This is a genomic window from Micromonospora sp. WMMD736, assembly GCF_049179015.1.
GTDB lineage: Bacteria > Actinomycetota > Actinomycetes > Mycobacteriales > Micromonosporaceae > Micromonospora.
Genome location: NZ_JBMHMI010000001.1, coordinates 3,847,039 through 3,870,259 on the forward strand (window position 1 = coordinate 3,847,039; position 23,221 = coordinate 3,870,259).

24 protein-coding genes are annotated in these 23,221 nt (G+C 71.1%); 15 read left to right on the plus strand and 9 right to left on the minus strand.

Translation table 11 applies throughout. The features are described from left to right. Nucleotides 1–28: 28 nt before the first annotated feature. Both ACN269_RS17075 and ACN269_RS17080 read right to left on the minus strand, forming a co-directional pair. On the minus strand, nt 29–712 hold the full coding sequence (locus ACN269_RS17075; RefSeq protein ID WP_039906992.1) for a response regulator transcription factor: 684 nt from the start codon (nt 710–712) through the stop codon (nt 29–31). Nucleotides 713–735: 23 nt separating this feature from the next. Further along, on the minus strand, nt 736–1,941 hold the full coding sequence (locus tag ACN269_RS17080) for a sensor histidine kinase (RefSeq protein WP_421476384.1): 1,206 nt from the start codon (nt 1,939–1,941) through the stop codon (nt 736–738). Between the two features lie 227 nt (nt 1,942–2,168). On the opposite strand from ACN269_RS17080, the gene phoU reads away from it, so the two are divergent. Continuing rightward, on the plus strand, nt 2,169–2,822 hold the full coding sequence (gene phoU / locus ACN269_RS17085; RefSeq protein ID WP_421473361.1) for a phosphate signaling complex protein PhoU: 654 nt from the start codon (nt 2,169–2,171) through the stop codon (nt 2,820–2,822). A 51-nt stretch (nt 2,823–2,873) separates the two neighbouring features. On the opposite strand, the gene ACN269_RS17090 is transcribed toward phoU, so the two are convergent. After that, the gene (locus ACN269_RS17090; protein WP_421473362.1) at nt 2,874–3,641 is read right to left on the minus strand and encodes a phosphoglyceromutase; all 768 of its coding nucleotides are present in this window, start codon (nt 3,639–3,641) and stop codon (nt 2,874–2,876) included. 153 nt (nt 3,642–3,794) lie between these two features. On the opposite strand from ACN269_RS17090, the gene ACN269_RS17095 reads away from it, so the two are divergent. Together ACN269_RS17095 and ACN269_RS17100 are read left to right on the plus strand one after the other, a co-directional pair. Further along, nucleotides 3,795–5,075 (plus strand): MDR family MFS transporter, encoded by a 1,281-nt coding sequence (locus tag ACN269_RS17095; RefSeq protein ID WP_421473363.1) that lies wholly within the window; start codon nt 3,795–3,797, stop codon nt 5,073–5,075. Between the two features lie 78 nt (nt 5,076–5,153). Beyond that, nucleotides 5,154–6,425: an MFS transporter gene (locus tag ACN269_RS17100; protein ID WP_421473364.1), complete on the plus strand. Its 1,272-nt coding sequence runs from the start codon at nt 5,154–5,156 to the stop codon at nt 6,423–6,425. A 372-nt stretch (nt 6,426–6,797) separates the two neighbouring features. On the opposite strand, the gene ACN269_RS17105 is transcribed toward ACN269_RS17100, so the two are convergent. The 3 genes from ACN269_RS17105 to mshA form a co-directional block, all read right to left on the minus strand. Further along, complete coding sequence (locus ACN269_RS17105) at nt 6,798–7,589, minus strand: hypothetical protein (protein WP_421476386.1); 792 nt, start codon at nt 7,587–7,589, stop codon at nt 6,798–6,800. A gap of 683 nt (nt 7,590–8,272) precedes the next feature. Further along, a complete protein-coding gene (locus tag ACN269_RS17110) occupies nt 8,273–8,794 on the minus strand; it encodes a YbjN domain-containing protein (protein WP_421473365.1) in 522 nt (173 codons plus the stop codon). Between the two features lie 53 nt (nt 8,795–8,847). Beyond that, nucleotides 8,848–10,212, minus strand: coding sequence for a D-inositol-3-phosphate glycosyltransferase (mshA, locus tag ACN269_RS17115; protein ID WP_421473366.1), 1,365 nt, complete (start codon nt 10,210–10,212; stop codon nt 8,848–8,850). A 204-nt stretch (nt 10,213–10,416) separates the two neighbouring features. Here mshA and ACN269_RS17120 point away from each other — a divergent pair, with 204 nt between their 5' ends. Together ACN269_RS17120 and ACN269_RS17125 are read left to right on the plus strand one after the other, a co-directional pair. After that, nucleotides 10,417–11,181, plus strand: a complete 765-nt coding sequence (locus ACN269_RS17120; RefSeq protein WP_421473367.1) for an SDR family oxidoreductase — start codon at nt 10,417–10,419, stop codon at nt 11,179–11,181. Nucleotides 11,182–11,197: 16 nt separating this feature from the next. Then, nucleotides 11,198–11,989 carry a class I SAM-dependent methyltransferase gene (locus ACN269_RS17125; RefSeq protein WP_421473368.1) on the plus strand — a complete coding sequence of 264 codons (792 nt, stop codon included), beginning with the start codon at nt 11,198–11,200 and terminating at the stop codon, nt 11,987–11,989. On the opposite strand, the gene ACN269_RS17130 is transcribed toward ACN269_RS17125, so the two are convergent. Beyond that, nucleotides 11,986–13,068, minus strand: coding sequence for a UDP-N-acetylmuramate dehydrogenase (locus ACN269_RS17130; RefSeq protein WP_421473369.1), 1,083 nt, complete (start codon nt 13,066–13,068; stop codon nt 11,986–11,988). The genes ACN269_RS17125 and ACN269_RS17130 overlap by 4 nt on opposite strands. Nucleotides 13,069–13,137: 69 nt before the next feature. Here ACN269_RS17130 and ACN269_RS17135 point away from each other — a divergent pair, with 69 nt between their 5' ends. The 8 genes from ACN269_RS17135 to ACN269_RS17170 all read left to right on the plus strand — a co-directional run bounded on the left by ACN269_RS17135 (nt 13,138) and on the right by ACN269_RS17170 (nt 21,137). After that, nucleotides 13,138–13,896 (plus strand): maleylpyruvate isomerase family mycothiol-dependent enzyme, encoded by a 759-nt coding sequence (locus ACN269_RS17135; RefSeq protein ID WP_421473370.1) that lies wholly within the window; start codon nt 13,138–13,140, stop codon nt 13,894–13,896. A 183-nt stretch (nt 13,897–14,079) separates the two neighbouring features. After that, a complete protein-coding gene (locus ACN269_RS17140) occupies nt 14,080–15,387 on the plus strand; it encodes an ABC transporter substrate-binding protein (protein WP_421473371.1) in 1,308 nt (435 codons plus the stop codon). A 70-nt stretch (nt 15,388–15,457) separates the two neighbouring features. Then, nucleotides 15,458–16,450 carry a carbohydrate ABC transporter permease gene (locus ACN269_RS17145; protein ID WP_421473372.1) on the plus strand — a complete coding sequence of 331 codons (993 nt, stop codon included), beginning with the start codon at nt 15,458–15,460 and terminating at the stop codon, nt 16,448–16,450. Continuing rightward, nucleotides 16,447–17,280 carry a carbohydrate ABC transporter permease gene (locus ACN269_RS17150; RefSeq protein ID WP_421473373.1) on the plus strand — a complete coding sequence of 278 codons (834 nt, stop codon included), beginning with the start codon at nt 16,447–16,449 and terminating at the stop codon, nt 17,278–17,280. Before ACN269_RS17145 ends, ACN269_RS17150 begins: the two co-directional genes overlap by 4 nt. Continuing rightward, nucleotides 17,277–18,656 (plus strand): GH1 family beta-glucosidase, encoded by a 1,380-nt coding sequence (locus ACN269_RS17155; RefSeq protein WP_421473374.1) that lies wholly within the window; start codon nt 17,277–17,279, stop codon nt 18,654–18,656. Before ACN269_RS17150 ends, ACN269_RS17155 begins: the two co-directional genes overlap by 4 nt. 19 nt (nt 18,657–18,675) lie before the next feature. Further along, nucleotides 18,676–19,683: a LacI family DNA-binding transcriptional regulator gene (locus tag ACN269_RS17160; protein WP_421473375.1), complete on the plus strand. Its 1,008-nt coding sequence runs from the start codon at nt 18,676–18,678 to the stop codon at nt 19,681–19,683. A gap of 145 nt (nt 19,684–19,828) precedes the next feature. Then, the gene (locus ACN269_RS17165) at nt 19,829–20,242 is read left to right on the plus strand and encodes a RidA family protein (RefSeq protein ID WP_421473376.1); all 414 of its coding nucleotides are present in this window, start codon (nt 19,829–19,831) and stop codon (nt 20,240–20,242) included. Nucleotide 20,243: 1 nt separating this feature from the next. Further along, nucleotides 20,244–21,137: a GNAT family N-acetyltransferase gene (locus tag ACN269_RS17170; RefSeq protein ID WP_421473377.1), complete on the plus strand. Its 894-nt coding sequence runs from the start codon at nt 20,244–20,246 to the stop codon at nt 21,135–21,137. Between the two features lie 256 nt (nt 21,138–21,393). On the opposite strand, the gene ACN269_RS17175 is transcribed toward ACN269_RS17170, so the two are convergent. Then, nucleotides 21,394–21,609: a hypothetical protein gene (locus tag ACN269_RS17175; RefSeq protein WP_421473378.1), complete on the minus strand. Its 216-nt coding sequence runs from the start codon at nt 21,607–21,609 to the stop codon at nt 21,394–21,396. A 74-nt stretch (nt 21,610–21,683) separates the two neighbouring features. Here ACN269_RS17175 and ACN269_RS17180 point away from each other — a divergent pair, with 74 nt between their 5' ends. Continuing rightward, on the plus strand, nt 21,684–22,106 hold the full coding sequence (locus ACN269_RS17180; protein WP_421473379.1) for a Scr1 family TA system antitoxin-like transcriptional regulator: 423 nt from the start codon (nt 21,684–21,686) through the stop codon (nt 22,104–22,106). Between the two features lie 103 nt (nt 22,107–22,209). Beyond that, nucleotides 22,210–22,398 carry a DUF397 domain-containing protein gene (locus ACN269_RS17185; RefSeq protein WP_421476388.1) on the plus strand — a complete coding sequence of 63 codons (189 nt, stop codon included), beginning with the start codon at nt 22,210–22,212 and terminating at the stop codon, nt 22,396–22,398. A 307-nt stretch (nt 22,399–22,705) separates the two neighbouring features. Here ACN269_RS17185 and ACN269_RS17190 read toward each other — a convergent pair whose 3' ends face one another. Continuing rightward, nucleotides 22,706–23,221: an O-acetyl-ADP-ribose deacetylase gene (locus ACN269_RS17190; RefSeq protein WP_421473380.1), complete on the minus strand. Its 516-nt coding sequence runs from the start codon at nt 23,219–23,221 to the stop codon at nt 22,706–22,708.

Sequence of the window (23,221 nt, forward strand, 5' to 3'; positions counted from 1 at the left end):
GGGCGTGGACCCCCTTCGGATCGGTCGATCACGGCTCGAACTTGTAGCCCAGACCCCGCACGGTGACGATGAAACGGGGCGCCGACGGCTCCGGCTCGATCTTGGAACGCAGCCGCTTGACGTGCACGTCCAGCGTCTTGGTGTCGCCCACGTAGTCGGCACCCCAGACCCGGTCGATGAGCTGGCCACGGGTCAACACCCGGCCGGCGTTGCGCAGCAGCAGCTCCAGCAGCTCGAACTCCTTGAGCGGCAGCTGCACGGCCCCGCCCTCGACCGTCACGACGTGCCGCTCGATGTCCATCCGCACCGGGCCGGCGGCCAGCGTCGGCGCGCCCGCCTCGGCGACCTCCGGGCTCTGCCGCCGCAGCACCGCCCGGATGCGGGCGACCAGTTCCCGGGGGGAGTACGGCTTCGTGACGTAGTCGTCGGCACCGATCTCCAGGCCGACCACCTTGTCGATCTCGCTGTCCCGCGCGGTGACCATGATGATCGGCACGGCCGAGCGCTGCCGGAGCTGCCGGCACACCTCGGTCCCCGACATCTCGGGCAACATCAGGTCGAGCAGCACGATGTCGGCGCCGGTCCGGTCGAACTCGGTGAGGGCGTCGGTTCCGGTCGCGGCGACCGAAACCTCGAAGCCCTCCTTACGGAGCATGTACGACAGGGCGTCGGAGAACGACTCCTCGTCCTCGACCACCAGAACGCGGCTCAACGGGGATTTCCTTTCCATTGCTGTCAGACCTGCCGTAGCTCGGCCGGACCGGCCTCGATCCCAGCCGGCGGCAGTGTCGCCAGAAGGTCGTCCGGTGGGCTGGCGGGCAACCGGAGGGTGAACGTCGATCCACCACCAAGAGTGCTCGACACCTCCACCCGACCGCCATGGTTGCTCGCGATGTGTTTCACGATGGCCAGGCCGAGGCCGGTGCCACCGGTGGCGCGTGACCGGGCCTGGTCGGCCCGGTAGAACCGCTCGAAGATCCGGTCCACGTCCGTCGGGGCGATGCCGATGCCCTGGTCGGCGACCGCGATCTCGACGTGCTCGTCGTCACCGCGCAGGGTGACCCGAACCGTCGTGTCCTCGCCCGAGTAGTTGATGGCGTTCTCGACCAGGTTCGCCACGGCCGTCGCGAGCTGACTGTCGCTGCCGTAGGCGGTGAGGCCACGCACGCCCTCGACCGTCACCTCGACGCCCCGGGCGGCGGCCGTGGTCCGGGTGCGGTCGACCACCTCGGCGATCACCCAGTCCAGCGCGACCGGCTCCGGCGGCGGCTGCGGCTCGGCGCCCTGGAGTCGGGTCAGCTCCAGCAATTCCTGCACCAGCCGCCCCAGCCGGGTGGACTCGTGCTGGATCCGTTCGGCGAACCGACGGGCGGCGACCAGGTCCTCGGACAGGTCGGGCGTCGTGGCGTCGGCCGGCTCGGTGGCGTCCAGCAGCGCCTCGGCGAGCAGTTGCAGCGCCCCGATCGGGGTCTTCAGCTCGTGGCTGACGTTCGCCACGAAATCGCGCCGGACCCGGGTCAGCCGGTGTGACTCGGTCACGTCGACGGCCTCGACGGCGATGAAGCCGTTCCCGAGACCCATGGCCCGTAGGTGCACGCCCAGCGGGTTCTCGCCCGCGCTGTCGCGGCCACGCGGCAGATCCAGCTCTATCTCGCGCCGCACCCCGGTGCGCCGCACCTGACCCGCGAGGGTACGGATCAACGGATGCGCGGCGATCGAACCCGGTGTGCTGCCGGTGCGCAGGAGCCCCATGGCGCGGGCGGCCGGGTTGATCAGCACCGGCTCGTCGTCGTCGTCGAGTACCACGACACCGGCCCGGAGCGAGTCGATCGTCCGACGGCCGAGCCCGGCCTGCTGCTCGTCGGCTATCGCGGGCCTCCCCCTGCTCCAGCGGGGCAGCAGGAGACCGACGACCACTCCGGTCGCCAACGCCACGGCCACCACGACCGCCACTGCCCACTCCACCCGGCGATCGTAGGGTCATTGTTAACCTGGCTACCGCACAGAACGGGACGAACCACCCTCACTTCCGGAAGTGTTCACCCCCACGTCTGGCGTCGTTCACCCTGGTTCATCCGGGGTCCGTCCACGCGCCCTACCGTTGGCGTCGCACCTGCTCAACCCCTGCGCCGACACCCGTCGGCGGCGACCGACCACAGGACGTGATGATGCGCGACGAGTTCCGGGCCGACCTTCAGATCGTCAGCCAACTGCTGGTGGACATGGCGGAGGGCATCCGCGCCGCCATGCGCCAGGCCACCCGGGCCCTGCTCACCGCCGACCGGCAGGCCGCCGAGACGGTCATCGAGCGGGACGCCGAGATCGACGACCTCTACCGGCACGTCGAAGAGCGGGTGTGTGACCTGCTCGCCCGACAGGCGCCGGTCGCCTCCGACCTCCGGGCGATGATCACCGCGCTGCACGTGGCGGCCGATCTGGAGCGGATGGGCGACCTCGCCGAGCACGTGGCGAAGACCGCGCTGCGTCGGCACCCCTCCCCGGCCGTTCCGGCCGAACTGCGGACGGTCTTCACCGAGATGTCCGACATCGCCGACCGGATGGCCGCGAAGATCGGTTCCGTGCTGGCAAAGCCCGACGTCGACCTCGCCGCCGAACTGGACCGCGACGACGACGCCATGGACGAGCTGCACAAGAGCCTGTTCGCGGTGCTGCTCGGCGACGACTGGCCGTACGGGGTGGAGACCGCGATCGACGCCACCCTGCTGGGCCGCTTCTACGAGCGCTTCGCCGACCACGCGGTGAACGCCGGCGAGCACGTGATCTATCTGATCACCGGCGAGAACAACCCGACCGGCAACTGATCAGGCATACGCGGAAGGGGCCCCGCCGACGCGGGGCCCCTTCCGCGTCGTTCAGCGGCCCTGGTTGGCGACCGCGGCGGCGGCTTCCTTCGCTGCCGTCGGGTCGAGATAGGTGCCGCCCAGGGTGAGCGGACGCAGCTGCGGGTCGAGGTCGTAGCGCAGCGGAATGCCGGTCGGGATGTTGAGCTTGGCGATCGCCTCGTCGGAGATCTGGTCGAGGTGCTTCACCAGGGCGCGCAGCGAGTTGCCGTGCGCGGCCACCAGCACCGTACGGCCGGCCAGGATGTCGGGCACGATCGAGTCGTACCAGTACGGAAGCATCCGCTCGACGACGTCCTTGAGGCACTCGGTACGCGGCATCAGCTCGGTCGGCAGCAGCGCGTACCGCGGGTCACCCACCTGCGACCACTCGTCGTCGTCCGCGATGGGCGGCGGCGGGGTGTCGTACGAGCGCCGCCAGAGCATGAACTGCTCCTCGCCGTACTCGTCAAGGGTCTGCTTCTTGTTCTTGCCCTGTAGGGCGCCGTAGTGGCGCTCGTTGAGCCGCCACGACCGGCGCACGGCGATCCAGTGCCGGTCGGCGGCGCTGAGCGCCAGCTCGGCGGTGCGGATCGCCCGGCGCATCACGCTGGTGTGGACGACGTCCGGCAGCAGGCTGTGCTCGCGCAGCAGCTCGCCGCCGCGCCGTGCCTCGCCCTCGCCCTTCTCGGTCAGGTCGACGTCCACCCAGCCGGTGAAGAGGTTCTTGGCGTTCCAGTCACTCTCGCCGTGCCGCAGCAGGACCAGCGTCCCGACGGTGGGCCCCTCGCTCGCAGTCATGCGGATCATCCTGCCTCAACCCGGTTGCGGACACGCGGGCACCCGTGGTGACGACCACCACGTGAAAAAGCGGGTGACCTGCGATTCCGACCGGCACTAGGGTCGTAAGGCGCGGTAGTCAGATCGGTCATTACTTGTAAGCGGGGGCACGACGTGCGGACGATGCGGGGCTGGTTCCGGGACACCACCGGCGGACTGCCGAGGACCTTCTGGTACCTGTGGTCCGGCACCTTGATCAACCGGCTCGGGTCGTTCGTGCTCGTGTTCCTCGCCATCTACCTGACCCAGGAACGTGGCTTCTCCCCGTCCCAGGCCGGCCTGGTGCTCGGCCTCTGGGGCGTCGGCGGCGCGGTCGGCACCACGGCGGGCGGGGCCCTGGCGGACCGGTGGGGTCGCCGGCCGACGCTGCTCACCGCGCACGTGGGCGCGGCGACCATGATGCTCGCCCTCGGGCTGGCCCGGGACCTCTGGGCGGTCGCGCTGGGCGCCCTGCTGCTCGGCATGTTCGCCGAGGCCGCCCGCCCGGCGTTCGGGGCCATGATGATCGACGTGGTGCCGGCGAGGGACCGACTGCGCGCCTTTTCGCTCAACTACTGGGCCATCAACCTCGGCTTCGCCTGCGCCGCCATCCTCGCCGGCCTCGCCGCGCAGGCCGACTACCTGCTGCTGTTCGTGGTCGACGCCGGCACCATGCTGATCACCGCCCTGATCATCTTCGTCCGGGTGCCGGAGACGCGACACGGCGGCGGGTTCACCGTCGCGGCGACCACCGCCCCGCGCGGCGCCCTGCGCACGATCCTCACCGACCGGGTCTTTCTCGGCTTCGTGACGCTGAACCTGTTCGCCGCACTGGTCTTCCTCCAGCACATCTCGATGCTGCCGATCGCCATGGGCGACTCCGGCCTGAGCCCGGCCACCTACGGGTCGGTGATCGCGCTCAACGGCCTGCTCATCGTCGTCGGCCAGCTCTTCGTGCCCCGGCTGATCCGGGGGCGCAACCGCTCGCAGGTGCTCGCCGTCGCCGCCGTGGTGATGGGCGTCGGGTTCGGGCTGACCGCGTTCGCAGGCAGCGCCTGGTTCTACGGGCTGACCGTGTTGATCTGGACGGTCGGCGAGATGCTGAACTCGCCGTCGAACTCCACGCTGATCGCCGAGCTCTCCCCGGCCGAACTACGCGGTCGCTACCAGGGCGTGTTCGGCCTCTCCTGGCAGATCGCCGGTGCCAGCGCGCCGATCCTGGGCGGACTGGTGCGTGAACACGTCGGCAACGCGGCGCTGTGGCTCGGCTGCGCCCTGATCGGCATGCTGACGGCGGTGGCCCACCTGGCATCCGGCCCCGCCCGGGAGCGCCGGGCCGCCGCGCTGCGGCACGCCGCCGAGGTCGCGGCGCCGGTGAGCGCGCGTGCTCCGCAGGCCGCCGAGGCCACGGCCTGAGTCCGGTACGACCACCGCGCGGAGGCCCGACTACCGTTCCGAGGAAACGGTTAAGAAACTGAACTGTCGGGAGGTCGCATGCACGCCCTGCGGCGCTGGTGGCACGACACCGCAGGCGGGCTACCCGGCACGTTCTGGTACCTGTGGGCCGGTCTGCTGATCAACCGCGCGGGCGCGTTCGCCATGCTCTTCCTGTCGCTCTATCTCACCGACGCCCGGGGGGCGACCGAGGCGCTGGCCGGCGTCGTCGTCGGCGCGTACGGGGCCGGCGGGGCGGTCGGCGTGCTGTTCGGTGGCGTGCTGGCCGACCGGTGGGGTCGCCGGTCGACCCTGCTCGCCGCCCACCTGGCCACCGCCGCCCTGATGGTGGCGCTGGCCTTCAGCCGGCCGCTGCCACTGATCGCGGCGTTCGCCGCGCTGGTCGGCGTCGCGCACTCGATGCCCGGCCCGGCGTTCGTGGCGGCGATCGTGGACGTGGTGCCCGCCGACCGGCGCTCGCGCGCGTTCAACCTGGAATTCTGGGCGTTGAACCTCGGGATGGCGGTCGCCTCGCTGCTCGCCGGGCTGGTGGCCGAGGCAAGCTTCACCGCGCTGTTCCTGGTCGACGCGGGCGCCACGCTGACCGCCGCCGCCGTCATCGGCTGGAAGGTTCCGGAGACCCTGCGACGGTCCGCTCCCCCGCCACCGGCCCGGCAGCCGACCGCCGTCCGACCTCGCCGACCCGGACTGCTCACCGTACTTAGCGACCGGATCTTCCTGGTCTTCGTCGGGCTCACCTTCGTGCTGGCCGTCCTCACCCTGCAGACCTCGACGATCATGCCGCTGGCGATGCGCGCGGACGGCCTCGGCCCATCGGCGTACGGCGTGGTCGTGGCACTCGGCGGCGCGCTGATCGTGCTGGGGCAACTGTTCGTGCCCCGCCTGATCGACCGACGCCGCAAGGCCGTCGTACTGGCCGCCTCCACCGCCCTGCTTGCGGTCGGCTTCGGAGTGCTCGCGGTCGCCGACCACCTGGCCGTCTACCTGGGCGCGGCGGTCGTCTGGACGATCGGCTCGATGCTCGCCGCCCCGCCCAACGCCCAGATCAACGCGGATCTCGCGCCGCCCGACCTACGCGCGCGCTACCAGTCGGTCTTCTACCTGACGTTCCCCGCCGCGGCCTTCGTCGCCCCCATGCTGGGCGGGGTGAGCCTGCAGTACCTCGGCGACCGGCACTGGCTGATCGTGGGCGGGTTGGGCGTGCTGGCCGCCGTCGGCCACCTGCTGGCCGGGCCGTCCCGTGAGCGGCACGTCGACGCGCTGCGCCGGGCCGCCGAGCGGGAGCCGGCAGACCGGATCCCGACAGGCTGACCGTACGACGGCAAAGCGCCCACCATGTCCCGAAGGTCATTGGTGGGCGCTCGCCGGTGTGGGGCCGGCGGCGGCGGGCAACACTCACCCCCGTAAGCATCGCCCGCTCGCGCCGCCGGTCCAAACAGGTGGGCACCGTCCCCCAACGGTTGGTCCACCCGTCCCCTCGCACCTCGCCTGGTGCGCGGATCTGATCGATCCGCCGCTCCCCCGAACGTTTCCAAGCGTGGTGCGGCGCAATAAAGCTAGTTCGGCCGGATTCTGGATTCAACTCAAACGGCTGTCTCGCCGGTCACAACTGACGAGTATCCCCAGCTCGGGCCTCGGTCTCTGGCAACAGCCGGTTACCCGTCGAGCATTCCCGCAAACACCTCACCCGTCCTCACGATCGGGTGACTCGGTCCGGAAGAAGTTGCTCGGCCGACCGTCGCGCATCTGCTCCTGGTAGATCAAATTGAGCCGGCGCAGATCGAATGTGTGGAACCACTCATCCCAGGTGATCTCCCGAATCCGGCTGCTTTCCCGGTATCCGGGAATGTTGAAGGTCAGCACACCGGCTCGACCCTCCCGCTCGGTACCCGCGATGGTCGCCGGCTTCGCGCCCCGCGCCCGCGCCCAGCGCTGGATCACCTCGTGATTCGCGGTGATCAGACTCCGGCCCGGCCGCTCCGGCCGATCGGCGATCGACGCGATCACCTGCGAGCTGCGGACCGACCGTCCGCTGCCCCGACCGGTCCGGATCCCACCGGCCGCCGTGCCCGTCGACCGGCTCGCCGTGGCCCGCTTCGCGGGAGACGCGCTCTTGGCGGTCGCCGTGTTCTTGGCGGTCGCCGTGCTCTTGGCGGTCGCGCGCTTCGCGGGAGCCGTGCGCTTGGCCGCCGGCCGGGCCGGCGCCTTCTTCGCGGGCGCCTTGCGCGCCGGAGCGGTACGGGCCGTCGTCCGCGCGGTCGCCGAGGGCCGGCGGGCCGCCGTCGATTTCGCCGCCGTGGTCTTCTTCGCGGTGGCCGACTTACGGGCCGCCGTCGACGTCCGTGCGGTCGTCGTCCTCTTCGCAGCCGTCGTCTTCCGCGCCGGGGCGCTCTTCGCGGCGGCCGTCTTCTTCGCGGCGGCTCGCTTCGCCGGGGCGCTCTTGTTCGCGGGCGCGGCCTTCGCACGACTCGGCACCGCCCGCGCCGCCGACTTCTTCGTCGCGGCGGCCCGACCCGCCGACGCCCTGCTGCCGGATGCCCGGCCGGCCGGCCCGGTGCTGCGCCGACCTGCGCCACCGGCGTCCGAGCGCAGCGAGCGCACCAACTGCTTCACCAGGTCGGGCTTGCGCATCGCGGAGATACCGGAGACCCCGCGCTTGCGCAGTTGCCCGCGGATGTCGTCCACCCGCATCTGCGAGATCGCCGACTCCGAGACCCCCGGGGTACCCGGAGTCTGGTTGCCGGCCTGTCGTCTGGTCCGGGTCGCAGTCCCGCCGCGACCTGAGCTGTTCCGCTGAGCCATGGGACGCTCCGCTCCTCGACACTCCGTCCTCGGCGCGCGGGGGTCCCTGTGCCGCACCGCGCGCCGCGGCATACCCCGCAGGAGCGTCCCGAACCCTCCGTGCGTCGCATCCCGCGGTGATGCCGCATCCCCGGTGGGGACGGGGACGGAAGGGACCAAGAGCCGCCCTCCCCCACACCCCACACGTCCTTTGCTCTGCTTCAACCCAGGCGACACTCGGAGCCCTCAAGTGTTGCCTCGGTTGAAGCAGAGCAAAGGGGGCGACGCAGCACCTTGGTCCCGCAGCCCCGCCCGGTCGATCCCGCAACCGGGCGCGCGTCACAGGGCGCGCGGACCCGCGCGCCCCGGTTGCGGTTTCAGGCGGGGTCGGGAGTCGGGGCTGGGGTGGAGGGTTCGAAGAGGTGGGCGAAGGCGGCCAGGTTGGCGGTCGACTCGCCGCGCTTGACGCGCCACTCGTACTCGCGCCGGATCGAGCTGCCGAAGCCGATCTCCAGCATGGTGTCGAAGGACTCGTCCGAATAGGTGAGCACCGAACCGAGCAGCCGATCCAGTTCGTCGGCGTCCACGCCGGCCGGATTCACCCGGCCGGTCAGGTAGACGTCGCCGACCGCGTCGATGGAGAAGGACACGCCGTACATCCGGGCGTTGCGCTGCAACAGCCACGCCCACAGCTCCTCGCGGCGCTCGTCGGGCTGGCGCATCACGAACGCCTCGATCCGCAGCGCGTGCTCGCCGACGATCAGGTTGCAGACCGTCTTGAGCTTGTGGGTGCCCGGCAGGGTCACCGCGTACGAGCCGGGACTGGTCGACTCCCAGGCCAGGTCACGGTCGGCGCAGACCGACTCGATCAGGGTCGCAAGATCGCTCTTCGGGCTCACCGGACCCACTCTACGACCGACCCGGCGCCCGCACCCGGTGGCGAGCGCCCGGGTCACCAGGAGCAGGACAGCGCCGGGTCGCAGGCCAGATCGGCGGCGAGCCGGGCCCGACGCGCGGCGATCGCCTCGCCGTACACGTCGAGCAGACCCGACACGGTACGGTCCCAGGAGAAGTGCCGGGCGTGCTGCGCCGCGCCCCGGGACAGCGTGGCCCGCAGGGCGCTGTCCGGCAGCAGGCGACTCAGCGCGCGGGCCCAGTCCACCGGGTCGTGCCCGTCGATCAGTACCCCGCTCACGTGGTCCCGCACGGCGGTCACCAGGCCCCCGACGGCGGCGGCCAGCACCGGCGTACCGCAGGCCTGGGCTTCCAGTGCGACCAGCCCGAAGGATTCGTTGTGCGACGGCACCGCGACCAGGTCGGCGGCCCGGTACAGGGCCGGCAGGTCGTCGCCGGTGCGCGGCGGCAGGAACACGACCCGGTCGGTGACCCCGAGCGTGGCGGCCAGCTCGATGAGGGCGGTCGGCCGGTCCAGGCCGCTGCCGCTGGGCCCGCCGCAGATCACCACGGTCACCTCGTCCGCCAGGGCGGGGTCCCGCTCGCGCAGCGCGGCGACGGCGCGGATCAGCACGTCCGGTGCCTTGAGTGGTTGGATCCGACCGACGAAGGCCACCACGTACCCGTCGACCGGCAGCCCCAGCCGGCGGCGGGCGGCACGGGCGGCCAGGTGGCGGTCGCCCGGTGCGGGGCGGAACCGGGTCAGGTCGACGCCCGGCTGCACGACCGTGACCTGGGCGGGGTCGGCGTCGTACCGCTCGACGAGGTCGCGGGCCTCAACCCGGGTGTTGGCGACCAGCTGGTCCGCCTCGGCGACCACCTGCTCCTCGCCGATCACCCGGGCCTTCGGCTCCGGTCGGTCGTCGGCCGCGAGCTGGGCGTTCTTGACCTTCGCGAGGGTGTGCGCGGTGTGCACGAGCGGCACGCCCCAGCGCTCCTTGGCCAGCCAGCCGACCTGGCCGGAGAGCCAGTAGTGGGAGTGGATGAGGTCGTAGTGCCCGGGCGGCCGGGACGCCTCGGCACGCAGCACCCCGGCGGTGAAGGCGCAGAGCTGGCCGGGCAGCTCCTCCTTGGTCAACCCTTCGAGCGGGCCGGACATGATGTGTCGAACCTGCACGCCAGGGGCCATCTCGACAACCGGGGGAAGGTCGCTCGAAGTGGCCCGGGTGAAGATCTCCACCTCGACGTCGGCCTCGGCGAGCCGCCGGGCGACTTCCAGGATGTACACGTTCATCCCCCCGGCATCGCCCGTTCCGGGCTGGTGCAGGGGGGATGTGTGGACGGAGAGGGTGGCGATGCGGCGGGGTCGGGGCCACGGTCGGGCACCTCGCTGACGACCGACACCGGTGTGCAGTTCCGCCACGTCCGCTCCTTCTGTCACGGTTAATGCCGTCACGCACGATCGGCGCTTCTCGGTCAACCTGTACGCCGGGTGTCATCTTCCCCATCGGGCTACGGAAATGCCTCAGCGCGGCCGCCCGGCGTGACGGACCTCATCACCGACACCCTCCGGCGCAGCCCGACGCCCGCTCGGGATCGACGGTGCGGCGCGGGTGACAATGACCCGATGACCTCTGTCGCCATCGTCACCGGAGCGTCCAGCGGAATCGGCGCGGCCACCGCCCGCAGGCTCGCCGCCGAGGGCTTCCACGTACTCGCCGCCGCCCGCCGCGCCGACCGTCTCGCCGACCTCGTCGCCGAGATCACCGCCGCTGGCGGGCAGGCAACCGCAGTGACCTGCGACGTCACCTCGGACGAGTCGGTGGCCGGGCTCGCCGAGGCCGCCGCCCGGGCGCCCGGGCCGGTCACCCTGCTGGTCAACAACGCGGGCGGCGCGCGCGGCCTGGACCCGGTGGAGTCCGGCTCGCTCGACGACTGGCAGTGGATGTACGACGTGAACGTGCTCGGCACGCTGCGGGTGACCCAGGCGCTGCTGCCGGCGCTGGAGGCGTCCGGCTCGGGGACCATCGTGGTGGTCTCCTCCACGGCCGGGCTGACCGTGTACGAGGGTGGTGGCGGTTACACGGCGGCCAAGCACGCGCAGACGGCCATCGCCGGCACGCTCCGGCTGGAGCTGTGCGGCCGGCCGCTGCGGGTGATCGAGATCGACCCGGGGATGGTGCAGACCGAGGAGTTCGGGCTGGTCCGCTTCGACGGGGATGCCGAGCGGGCCGCCGCCGTCTACGCCGGGGTGCCCGGACCGCTGGTGGCCGAGGACGTGGCCGACTGCATCGCCTGGTGCGCCACCCGCCCCGAGCACGTGAACGTCGACCGGTTGGTGGTCCGGCCGCGGGCGCAGGCCGCACAGCACAAGGTGCACCGGGTCTCCTGAGTCGGAGACAGGACCCATGAGCCAGGTGCCACCACGCCGGCCCCTCGGGGTGGTCACCCGCGGCACGACCAACCCGAACCGGCTCCGCCGGGTGGACAACTGGATCGTGGCGACGTGCGGTGACCGGCTGCGGGCCGCGGCCGATCCGCTGGTGGTGGACCTGGGTTTCGGCGCCACGCCGGTCACCGCCGTGGAGCTGCGGGCCCGACTGGCGGCGGGGGTCCGTCGGGACGTACGCCTGGTCGGGCTGGAGATCGACCCGGCGCGGGTGGCAGCCGCGACGCCGGCCGCCGACCCGCCGGGCCTGACCTTCGCCCGGGGTGGCTTCGAGCTGGCCGGGCTCCGGCCGGCGCTGGTCCGCGCGTTCAACGTCCTGCGACAGTACGACGAGAGCGACGTGCACGAGGCCTGGCGCACGATGACCGCCGCGCTCTCCCCGGGCGGGGTGCTCGTGGAGGGCACCTGTGACGAGCTGGGCCGGCTGGCGACCTGGCTGCTCCTCGACGCGGACGGCCCCCGGACGTTGACCCTGGCCGCGAAGCTCACCACGCTGGGCAGCCCCGCCGAGCTGGCCGAGCGGTTACCCAAGGCGCTGATCCACCGCAACGTCCCGGGCGAGGCGATCCACGACCTGATCGGGGCGTTGGAGGACGCCTGGCGGACGGCCGCCCCGTACGCCCCGTTCGGCCCCCGCCAACGCTGGGTGCGCGCGGTGACCCACCTGAGGGCCGAGGGCTGGCCCGTCCTGTCCACTCCGAAGCGCTGGCGTCAGGGCGAACTGACCCTCCCCTGGCCCCTTGCGGGTTAGAGGGCGCAGTTGATCAGGACTGGTTCGGGGTGCAGGGTCACGCCGAAGCGGTCGTGCACCTCGTCGCGGATGGTGTTGGCCAGCCTGAGCAGGTCGCTGGTGCTGGCGGTGCCGCTGCGGTTGGTCAGGGCGAGGGTGTGCTTGCCGGAGATGGCCACGCCACCGGGGCCGGGATGGCCCTTGGCGAAGCCCGCCTTGTCGATCAGCCAGGCCGCGCTCACCTTGACCGAGCCGTCGCGTCCGGGCCAGGCCGGCGGCTCGCCCAGCTCGGCGGCGCGTTCGCGGAGCAGCTCGTACGTCGCCTGGTCAAGGACCGGGTTGGTGAAGAAGGAGCCGACCGAGCGGGTGTCCGGGTCGGCGGCGTCCAACACCATGCCCTTGCCGGCGCGCAGTCGCAGCACCGCCGCGCGCGCGTCGGCCAGCGGCACCTGGTCGCCCGCCTCGACGCCGAGCGCCCGGGCCAGTTCGGCGTACCGCACCGGGCCGGACAGCGGCGAGCGGGCGAGCCGGAAGTCGACCGAGAGCACGATCCAGCGATCCTGGTACTTGAAGATGCTTCCCCGGTAGGCGAACCCGCACTCGGCGGCGGGGACGAGCTGACGGGTGCCGTCGAGGCGGTCGTACACCTCGACTCCGGTGATCGTCTCGGCGACCTCCTGGCCGTACGCGCCGACGTTCTGGATCGGGGTGGCGCCGGTCGAGCCGGGGATGCCGGAGAGGCACTCCAGGCCGGCCCAGCCGTTACGGACCGTGGTGGCGACCAGGTCGTCCCACGGCTCGCCAGCCTCGACACGGACGGTGACCGACTCGGCGTCCTGGGCCAGTACCCGCAGGCCACCCGAGCGCACCAGCACGACCGTCCCGGGGAAGCCGTCGTCGCCGATCACCACGTTGCTGCCGCCGGCCAGGACGAGGATCGGCTGGTCCGTGCGCCGGACCACCTGGATGATCTCGTCGGCGTTGGTCGCGGCCACGATCCGCCCGGCGGGCCCGCCCATCCGTAGCGTGGTGTAGCCAGCCAGTGGACCCGGAATGGCACGATCGGCTTCGGTTGTCGGCTGGGCGTAGGCGTCTGACACGTCTTTCACCTTAGGCTGATGGGCAGCCGTGGCACCCACTGGTGGCCCGGCACCCCCGGGAGGATGGCGATGAGCAGAGTGCAGGGCAGCAAGGATTTCTGGATTGGGGCACTCCGGGCCGAGGGTCCGGCGTTCGCCGCGGCGGTTGCCGAGGCACCGCCGGAGACACCCGTGCTGTCCTGTCCCGGCTGGACGGTCAATGATCTCACTCTGCACCTCGCAGGCATCTACCACTGGGTTTATTCGTTTGCCGGGTCGGGGAGCACGGAGGCCCCGCCCCGCCGGGACGCGTCCGCGGTGCCGTCCGGCGTGAGCGCGCTCCAGCTCTGGCAGCAGGGGTACGACCAGCTGATGACCCTGTTCGACGGGCTCGACCCGGAGGCGCCGGCGTGGAACTGGGCCCCGCAGCCGAAGAAGGCGGGTTTCTGGCCCCGCCGGATGGCGCACGAGACGGCGGTGCACCGCTGGGACGCCCAGCTCGCCATCGCGGCCGGTGAGCCGGTCGAGGCGAAGCTGGCCGCCGACGGGGTGAGCGAGGTGTTGGACACCTGGCTGCCGGCCGGCCGGCGGCAGGTGAAGGGCGACTGGCGCGGGGTGGTCCAACTCGCGGCGACCGACGCGGATCAGGAGTGGTATCTGCGGCTGCGCGGCGAGGGGGTGGCGCTGCTCGACACGGCGACCATCTTCGACCACGACGACCACCACGCCCGCGTGCAGGTCAGTGGCACCGCGAGCGACCTGCTGCTGGCGCTCTGGGGCCGGGTCAGCTTCGAGACGCTCGACGTCACGGGCGACCGCGCGCTGCTGGACGGTCTGCGCACCGGCTGATCTCGCGCCACCGCTTGGACGCGAGGGCGTCACTCCGACCGGGGTGACGCCCTCGTCGTGTATCGATGGACAGATTCGTGAGAGCGCTCTCTTGACAGGCTGAGGGGACAGCCACCACCCTGACGTGAGAGCGCTCTCTTGGCTTTCTGCCACCACCTCATCACCCTGAGAGAGGTCCATACGATGGCTGTCCTTCCGCGCCGCCGCCTCGCCGCGGTGGCCCTCGCCGCAACCACCGCCCTGCTCGTCACCGCCGGCTGCGGCGGCGGTGACGACGCCGACGCGGGCGGGCCGATCACGCTGACCGTCGACGTCTTCGGCCAGTTCGGCTACGACCAGCTCTACCAGGAGTACATGGCCGCGCACCCCGACGTGAAGATCGTCGAACGGGGCACCGGCAGCAACCTCGACGAGTACTCACCGAAGCTGACCCAGTGGCTCGCCGCCGGCCGGGGCGCCGGCGACATCGTGGCCATCGAGGAGGGCCTGCTGGTCGAGTACAAGGCGAACCCGAACAACTTCGTCAACCTGCTGGACCACGGCGCCGCCGACCTCAAGGGCAACTTCCTGGAGTGGAAGTGGAACGCCGGCCTGACCGCCGACGGCAAGCAGCTCATCGGCCTCGGCACCGACGTCGGCGGCATCGCCATCTGCTACCGCAAGGACCTCTTCGAAAAGGCCGGTCTGCCCACCGAACGGGACGCGGTGTCCAAGCTCTGGCCCACCTGGCCGGACTACATCGCCACCGGGGAGAAGTTCGTCGCCGCCAAGACCGGGGCGTCCTTCCTCGACGCGGCCACCAACACCTTCAACACGATCCTGCTCCAGAACGCCGGCAACACCACCGGCTACAGCTACTACGACACCAGCGGCAACGTCGTGGTCGACAGCAACCCGGCGGTACGACAGGCCTGGGACACCACGATGGACATCATCGACTCGGGCCTGTCCGGCAAGTACGGCTCCTGGTCCGAGGAGTGGGTGTCCGCCTTCAAGCAGAGCAAGTTCGCCACCATCGCCTGCCCCGCGTGGATGACCGGGGTCATCGAGGGCAACGCCGGCCCGGCGGCCAAGGGCAAGTGGGACATCGCCCGGGTACCGGGCAACGGCGGCAACTGGGGTGGGTCGCACCTCGCCGTGCCGAAGCAGAGCAAGCACCAGGCCGAGGCCATCGAGCTGGCGAAGTTCCTGACCAGCGCCAAGGGCCAGATCGGCGCGTTCAAGGCCAAGGGCCCGCTGCCGTCGTCGCCGCAGGCGCTCGACGACCCGGCGATCGCTCAGTCGACGAACGCGTACTTCTCCGACGCGCCCGTCGGAATGATCTTCGGCACCGGCGCGAAGAGCCTGAAGCCGGTCTACATGGGCCCCAAGAACCAGGCCGTGCGTACCGAGGTGGAGAACGCCGTACGCACCGTGGAGCTGGGCCAGCGCAGCCCCGCGCAGGGCTGGACGGACGCGGTGACCAACGCCAAGAAGGCCGCCGCCAAGTAGCCCGAGCCAGCGTGCGGGCGGGCTCCGGGAGCCGGGGCGCCGCCCGCACGACGGAAAGGAGTTTCCGGGCATGACCGTCCAGCTCGACGCCCGCCCACCGGTCGCACCGACGACCAGACCCCGCCGACCATCGTCGGGGCGGCTCAGCCACCTCGACACCCGCTACTCGCCGTACCTCTACATCGCCCCGTTCTTCCTGCTCTTCGCGGTGTTCGGGGTCTACCCGCTGGCGTACACCTTCTGGGTCTCGCTGCACGACTGGGACCTGCTCGGCACCGACCACCCGTTCGTGGGCGCGGAGAACTACACCCGGTTGCTCGCCGACGTGGACTTCTGGCACGCGCTGGTCAACACGCTCGGCATCTTCGTCATCTCCACCGTGCCGCAGTTGCTTGCCGCGCTCTGGTTGGCCAACCTGCTGAACCGGGGCCTGCGCGGGCGCACGGGCTGGCGGATGGCGGTGCTCGTCCCCAACGTCACCTCCACGGCCGCCGTGGCGATCGTCTTCGGGGTGCTCTTCGGCCGCGACTTCGGCATGGTCAACTGGCTGCTCGACCTGGTCGGAATCGACGCCATCGAGTGGAAGTCCAACCGGATCGCCTCCTGGGTCGCGATCTCCGCGATGGTCGACTGGCGGTGGACCGGTTACAACGCGCTGATCCTGCTGGCCGCGATGCAGGCCATCCCCCGGGACCTCTACGAGGCGGCGGCGATCGACGGCGCCAGCCGGGCCCGCCAGTTCTGGTCGGTCACCGTGCCGCTGCTCAAACCGACGATCATCTTCTGCACCATCATCGCCACCATCGGCGGCCTCCAGCTCTTCACCGAGCCCCGGATGTTCCACTCCGGCACCAACCCGATCCGGGGCGGACCGCTGCGCGAGTCGCAGACCCTGACCATGTACATGTTCGAGAACGCCTTCGCGCCGCACTACAACTTCGGCTACGGCTCGGCGGTGGCGTGGCTGCTCTTCGCGCTCATCGCACTCGTCGCGGCCGTCAACGTGCTGGTCCTGCGCCGCCTCGGCGGCACAGCCGGCACTGGCAGGAAGGGATCCCGATGAGCCGGCTCTGGCGGGCCAGCCCGCTCACCTACTTCGCCCTGGTCGCCGCCGCCGTCCTGTCCATCTTCCCGATCTGGTGGATGTTCGTCGTCGCCAGCCGTACCAGCGACGCCATGGGCCAACTGCCGCCCCCGATCACGCCGGGCAACAACCTGGGTGCGAACATCGCCCGGCTGTTCGACAACACCGACGCGTACTTCCTGACCGGCCTGATCAACTCGGTGATCGTGGCGACCACGGTCACCGTCTCGGTGGTGTTGTTCTCCAGCCTGGCCGGGTTCGCCTTCGCGAAGCTGCGCTTCCGGGGCCGCAACGCGCTGCTGTTGGTGATCATCGCGACCATGATGGTGCCGACGCAGCTCGGGGTGATCCCGCTCTACCTGCTCATGACCAAGTTGCAGTGGAACGATCGGCTGCCCGCGGTCATCGTCCCCGTGCTGGTCACCGGGTTCGGGGTGTTCATGATGCGGCAGTACGCCGGCCAGGCCATCAGCGACGAGCTGATCGAGGCCGCCCGGATGGACGGCTGCGGCACCGCGCGCATCTGGTGGCACGTCGTGCTGCCGGCGCTGCGCCCGGCCGCCGCCGTGCTCGGTCTGCTCACGTTCATGACCACCTGGAACGACTTCCTGTGGCCGTACGCTGTGTTGAACGACCCGGCCAATCCGACCGTTCAGCTCTCCCTGCGGGCGCTGTCCGACGGGTACTACCAGGACATGTCACAGGTGTTCACCGGCACGGCCATCGCGACGCTGCCCCTGTTGCTGGTCTTCGTGCTGTTCGGTCGCCAGATCATCGGCGGGATCATGGAAGGTGCGGTCAAGGCGTGAACGAGATCCGATTTCCCGAACACTTCCTCTGGGGGGCGGCCACCGCCGCGTACCAGATCGAGGGCGCGGCCCGCGACGACGGTCGCGGTCCGTCCATCTGGGACACCTTCTGCCGTACGCCGGGAAAGGTCTACCAGGGCCACACCGGCGACGTCGCCTGCGACCACTACCACCGGTACGCCGACGACGTGGCGTTGATGGCCGAGCTGGGCCTTCAGGCGTACCGTTTCTCGGTCGCCTGGCCCCGGATCCAGCCCGACGGCAGCGGCCCGGTCAACCCGCGCGGGCTGGACTTCTACGACCGGCTCACCGACACGCTGCTGGCCCGGGGCATCGACCCGATCGTCACCCTCTACCACTGGGACCTGCCGCAGAGCCTCCAGGACCGGGGCGGCTGGACCAACCGGGAGACCGCCGAGCACTTCGCCACGTACGCCACCGCCGTCCACGCCCGCCTCGGCGACCGGATCGACACCTGGACCACCCTCAACGAGCCGTGGTGCTCGGCCTACCTCGGCTACGGCAACGGAGTGCACGCCCCGGGTGAGCGGGACGGGGCGGCCGCCTTCACCGCCGTACACCATCTGCTGTTGGCGCACGGCCTGGCCGCGCGGGCGCTGCGCGCGGCCGGCGCGCGCAGCGTCGGCATCACCATCAACCCGGCAGATGTACGACCGGCGGACCCGCAGAGCGCGGCCGACGCGGCCACCGTCCGGCTGGTCGACGGCCTGCACAACCGGATCTTCCTGGACCCGCTGCTGACCGGCGGCTACCCCGACGACGTCCGCGAGCACGTGGCGCGCATCGTCGAGCCGACGTTCATCCACGACGGCGACGAAAAGCTCATCGCCGCCCCCATCGACCTGCTCGGGCTCAACTACTACGCGCCCACCTACGTGGCGGGTCGGCCGGACGGCGACGGTAACGGCGCGTACCCGGGGACCGCGGGCGCCGTGCACTTCCTGCCGCCGAGCGGACCGCTCACCGACATGGGCTGGATGATCGAGCCCGCCGGACTGACGCGGCTGCTGGAACGGATCGCCGCCGACTACCCGGGGGTGCCGCTGCTGATCACCGAGAACGGCGCGGCGTTCGGAGACAAGGCGGGTGCCGAGTCGTCCGAGGGGCTGGGACAGGTGATCGACAACGACCGGATCGCCTACCTCGACGGGCACCTGCGGGCCGCCCACGAGGCGATCTCCCGGGGCGTTGATCTGCGCGGGTATCTCGTATGGTCATTGTTGGACAACTTCGAGTGGGCGGAGGGTTACCGCAAGCGGTTCGGGATCGTGCACGTCGACTACCTGACCCAGCGGCGCACACCGAAGGCCAGCGCCCGGTGGTACCAGGAGGTGATCTCCCGGAACGGGCTGTGACGAGCGGGGGACAGTCACGATGACGACGGCGCACCGGCCGACGTTGGAGGCGGTGGCGGCACGGGCCGGGGTGTCCAGGGCCACCGTGTCCCGGGTGGTCAACGGCTCCACCACCGTCGCGGAGCCGATCCGGGAGGCTGTCAAGCGGGCGGTCGCCGAGTTGGGGTACGTGCCCAACCTCGCCGCCCGCAGCCTCGTCACCCAGCGCACCGACTCGATCGCCCTGGTCATGCCGGAGGCCGCCACCCGGGTCTTCTCCGACGACCAGGTCTTCCCCGGCATCATCCGGGGCGTCAGCCAGGAGTTGGAGGCCGCCGACAAGCAGTTGGTGCTGATGCTGGCCGGCTCACCGGCCGGGCACCAGCGAGTCGAGCGGTACACCACCGGCCGGCACGTCGACGGGGTGCTCTTCGCCTCGCTGCACGGCGCCGACCCGCTGCCCGGCACGCTGGCCCGCCTCGGCATCCCGGTGGTGGTCAGCGGCCGGCCGCTCGGCGACGTACCCGTGCCGTACGTGGACGTCGACCACGTCGGCGGGGTCACCGCCGCCGTCCGGCACATGATCGACAGCGGTCGGCGGCGGATCGCCACCATCGCCGGCCCGCAGGACATGGTGGCCGGCATCGAACGGCTGAACGGCTACCGGGAGGCGGTCGCCGCCGCCGGGCTCCCCGAACTGGTCGCCGTCGGTGACTTCACCCGGGAGTCCGGCGCGGCGGCGATGCACCAGCTCCTCAGCGAACACCCCGACCTGGACGGGGTCTTCGCCGCCTCCGACCTGATGGCGCACGCCGCCCTGCGGACGCTGCGCGAGGCCGGCCGGCGGGTGCCCGAGGACGTGGCGGTGGTCGGCTTCGACGACATCGAGACCGCCGCGTACACCGAACCGCCGCTGACCACCGTCCGCCAGCCGATCGTGGAACTCGGCCGACGGATGACCCGCCAACTGCTCCGGCTGGCGGCCGGCGAGGCGATCGAACCGGCAATCATGCTGGACACCGAGCTGATCATCCGCGCGTCGGCGTGACCCGTTGCAAGATCCGTTTCTCGAGATCCGCGCAACTTCGGTGTTGTTGCTGCTTCCCGGCGTCGGGAGCCAGCAACAACCCTGAACTTGCTGCCTGCCCGTTAATGCGTCGCTGCGGCGGGCGATCGTCGTTAGCCTCGCCGGCATGCCGGATCCTGTCGCGCTGCTGCACGTGCCCGCTCTCTCCGACGTCGCCGAGTACGCGTACGCGGCCAGCGTCGAACCGCCCGCCCGGCTGGTGTTCACGGCCGGCGCGTGCCCGCTCGACGCCGAGGGTCGTACCGTCGCGCCGGGCGACCACGCCGCGCAGGCCCGGCAGGTGATGGCGAACCTGGAGACCGCCCTCGGCGCGGCCGGTGCGCGGCTCACCGACGTCGTCAAGACCACCGTGTACGTCGCATCGCCGCAACAGGCCGACCTGGTGACCGTCTGGGAGGTGGTCCGGGACTTCTTCGGCGACCACGACCCGCCCAGCACCCTGCTCGGGGTGGCCGTGCTCGGCTACGACGACCAGCTCGTCGAGGTCGAGGCCGTCGCCGCCGTACGGACGGGGGCCTGACATGCGCATCCGCGAAGCCCGACCGGACGACGCCGCCGCCGTGGTGGCGCTGCGGGCGATCGTCCATCCGTACCTGGTGCGCGGGGTCGAGTCGACCCGCAAGATGATCGCCGAACCACCACACGGTGGCTGGGCCGCGTTCGTGGCCGAGGTCGACGGCCAGGTGGTCGGTTGGACGTCCGCCGAACCCAACACCTCGACCTCGATGGAAGGCTTCGGCGACGTCAGCACGCTGCACGTACACCCCGACCACCGTCGCCGAGGCATCGGGACCGCGCTGCTGACCGCCGCGACCGACCACCTCCGCCCGCTCGGGGTGCGCCGCGTCCGCACCATGGCCACGGCGGACTCGCTGCCCTTCGCCAGCCGGCACGGCTTCACGCCCAGCCGCGAGGTGCGCTACTCCGCGCTGGACCTGACCCCACCGCCCGCGCTGCCGGAACCGCCGCCGGGCGTACGGCTGCGGCCGATCGCCGAGCTGGACCCGCACCTGCTCTATGCGGCGGACGTCGCCTCGGCCGTCGACGAACCCGGTGACGTGCCCGTCGACGCGGTCACCTTCGAGAGCTGGCGGTACGACGTGTGGGACAACGTCGGACTGGACAAGTTCGCCAGCACCGCCGCCGAGGTCGACGGCGACGTGGGCGCGTTCAGCCTCGTCAAGCGGGACGGCGACCGGATGTGGTCGGACTACACCTGCTCCGTCCCGGCGTACCGGGGTCGAGGACTGGCCCGACTGGCCAAGACGGCGGCGCTGGACCGGGCCGCCGCCGACGGCGTACGGATCGCGTACACCTCGAACGACGAGTCGAACGCGCCGATGCTGGCGATCAACGCCCGGCTGGGCTACCGACCGGTGACGACCCTGTGGGCGTGTCTGGCCGACCTGACCTGATCAGTCAGCTTGATTGCGTGGGCGCGTCCATTCCAGGAACCGCGCCACGTACACCGCCGGGTCGGGTCGCGGCCCAGCTTGAGCGCGTCAGCGCACGCCTCGCGCGCGAGCGTGGTCAACATCAGCAGTATCCCGACCGGGTCGCCGTGCCAACGGGACAGCAGTGACAGCCGCGCGGCCGAACACGGCCAGTGCGCGCCGCAGCGGGTACAGCGCCAGTGCGGCAGGCCGGCGTTGTGCGCACGCGGACGCGGGCTCATTCGGCGCACCCGTTGACTAACTGCACGCCTTCGCGCCGCACGTAGACCCCCCGCCGGGCGACCGCGTCGCCGCGCGCGCCCAACTCGTACGTGTCCCACTCCAGCTCGCGGATGACCCGCACGGTGATCGGGCGAAGGAACTGCACGCTCGCGGTCGCCGACAGGCGTAGCAGGTCGCCGGCCCGGAACGTCGGTCCTGGTGGTGTGGGCATGGTTCCCCCTCCGGTGGGCCAGGAGGGGCCGCCCCCGCCATCGAGCGGCTGCGGCGTCTGCCCTGGGGCTCGATGTGGAGGACATTTGGCCGGACGTTTTGAAGCGCCGTGAGCCGGCGTGGCTGCGGCCGTCTGTAATCCCCGGCCTGCTACAGACACCGGAGTACGCATCGCTAGTCCTCAGTAGTGGCTTGCTGGACGCGGACGAGGTTGCGGGTTACGTGGAGACGCGGCCCCGCCGACAGGCCGCGGTCCTCAACCGGCGCAAGCCTCCGCTCTTCATCGCGGTTATCGACGAATGCGCGCTACTCCGGGGGGAGCCCGACGTCATGCATCCCCAGCTGGACCACCTGATCGAAATGGCGCAGCGGCCCACCACCTTCCTTCATGTGTTGCCGCTCGACGCGTGCATGCCGGGCAGGCCGGGCCGTTCGTCATTGCGACCACTGAGGATGGCGACGTGGGGGACCTCGACGACCAGGCATCCGGCCGGCTGACCAACGAGACGGCCCCGCTCTTGGCCATCTGGGATACGCTGCGATCACTGGCCCTCCCACGCCGCCACACCATCGACTTCTTGTAGGCACGAACATGGCTGACCTGACCGGCGCCGAGTGGCGTACCAGCACCCGAAGCAGCTCCAACGGTGGCGATTGTGTCGAGGTCGCCGACAACCTGCCGGGCGTCGTCCTCGTCCGGGACACCAAGGACCGCGATGGCGGCACGCTCCGCTTCAACCCTCACACCTGGCAGGGCATCGTCGACATGGTGAAGACCGTCGCCCTCTGAGCCGCCGCATCGACAAAGACCCTCGGGCAAGCCCGGGGGTCTTTCGCTATGCGTGCCCGACAGCGATGGCGAACCGTGATCGCGCCGAAACGACGAGATCTTGGACAGTTACCGTCCTGAGCGAACGGTAACTGTCCAAGATCTGCGGCGAACCCGGCGAGCCCGGCGGACCGGCGGGACCGGCGGCGCCGGTAGCGCCGCGCGAGCCCGCCGCACATCGAATCCTTGATCACTCGATGGTGAGCAGTTCTCAGGAGCGATTTTCAACTTGTCAGCATCAAGTGATCAAGTGAGAGTCGCCCAGGGCCTACGCCGCGTCGAAGACCTCGCGGGCCGTGGCGTGGGTGTCCGCGCCGAAGAGCACCAGGCGGGCCTCCGTGACCGACGCGGGCGTGGCCGCGCGCAGCACCGTCAACGCCTGGCGGACCGCGTCGTCAACCGGCCAGCCGTAGATGCCGGCGGAGATCAGCGGAAACGCCACCGTGGACGCGCCCAGCTCGTCGGCGACCCGCAGGCTGTTGGCGTAGCAGTCGCGCAGCAGCTCCGACCGGTCCTCGCCGGCCGAGAAGACCGGGCCGACCGTGTGAATGACCCAGCGCGCCGGCAGGTTCCCGGCGGTCGTCGCCACCGCCTGCCCGGTGGGGAGCCCTCTGCCGTACTTCGACGCGCGCAGCGCCCGGCACTCGGCCAGGATGGCGGGGCCGCCGCGTCGGTGGATTGCGCCGTCCACTCCACCGCCGCCGAGCAGGGACGAGTTCGCGGCGTTCACGATGGCGTCGACCCGCTGTTCGGTGATGTCGCCCTCGATCAGGGTGATCTCCAC

What these genes read in the sequence shown, in the direction of transcription:
- phoU (WP_421473361.1), top strand. Translation starts at nt 2,169, where the DNA reads ATGCGCGACGAGTTCCGGGCCGACCTTCAGATCGTCAGCCAACTGCTG.
- ACN269_RS17090 (WP_421473362.1), bottom strand. Translation starts at nt 3,641, where the DNA reads ATGACTGCGAGCGAGGGGCCCACCGTCGGGACGCTGGTCCTGCTGCGG.
- ACN269_RS17100 (WP_421473364.1), top strand. Translation starts at nt 5,154, where the DNA reads ATGCACGCCCTGCGGCGCTGGTGGCACGACACCGCAGGCGGGCTACCC.
- ACN269_RS17120 (WP_421473367.1), top strand. Translation starts at nt 10,417, where the DNA reads ATGACCTCTGTCGCCATCGTCACCGGAGCGTCCAGCGGAATCGGCGCG.
- ACN269_RS17125 (WP_421473368.1), top strand. Translation starts at nt 11,198, where the DNA reads ATGAGCCAGGTGCCACCACGCCGGCCCCTCGGGGTGGTCACCCGCGGC.
- ACN269_RS17135 (WP_421473370.1), top strand. Translation starts at nt 13,138, where the DNA reads ATGAGCAGAGTGCAGGGCAGCAAGGATTTCTGGATTGGGGCACTCCGG.
- ACN269_RS17140 (WP_421473371.1), top strand. Translation starts at nt 14,080, where the DNA reads ATGGCTGTCCTTCCGCGCCGCCGCCTCGCCGCGGTGGCCCTCGCCGCA.
- ACN269_RS17145 (WP_421473372.1), top strand. Translation starts at nt 15,458, where the DNA reads ATGACCGTCCAGCTCGACGCCCGCCCACCGGTCGCACCGACGACCAGA.
- ACN269_RS17150 (WP_421473373.1), top strand. Translation starts at nt 16,447, where the DNA reads ATGAGCCGGCTCTGGCGGGCCAGCCCGCTCACCTACTTCGCCCTGGTC.
- ACN269_RS17160 (WP_421473375.1), top strand. Translation starts at nt 18,676, where the DNA reads ATGACGACGGCGCACCGGCCGACGTTGGAGGCGGTGGCGGCACGGGCC.
- ACN269_RS17165 (WP_421473376.1), top strand. Translation starts at nt 19,829, where the DNA reads ATGCCGGATCCTGTCGCGCTGCTGCACGTGCCCGCTCTCTCCGACGTC.
- ACN269_RS17170 (WP_421473377.1), top strand. Translation starts at nt 20,244, where the DNA reads ATGCGCATCCGCGAAGCCCGACCGGACGACGCCGCCGCCGTGGTGGCG.
- ACN269_RS17175 (WP_421473378.1), bottom strand. Translation starts at nt 21,609, where the DNA reads ATGCCCACACCACCAGGACCGACGTTCCGGGCCGGCGACCTGCTACGC.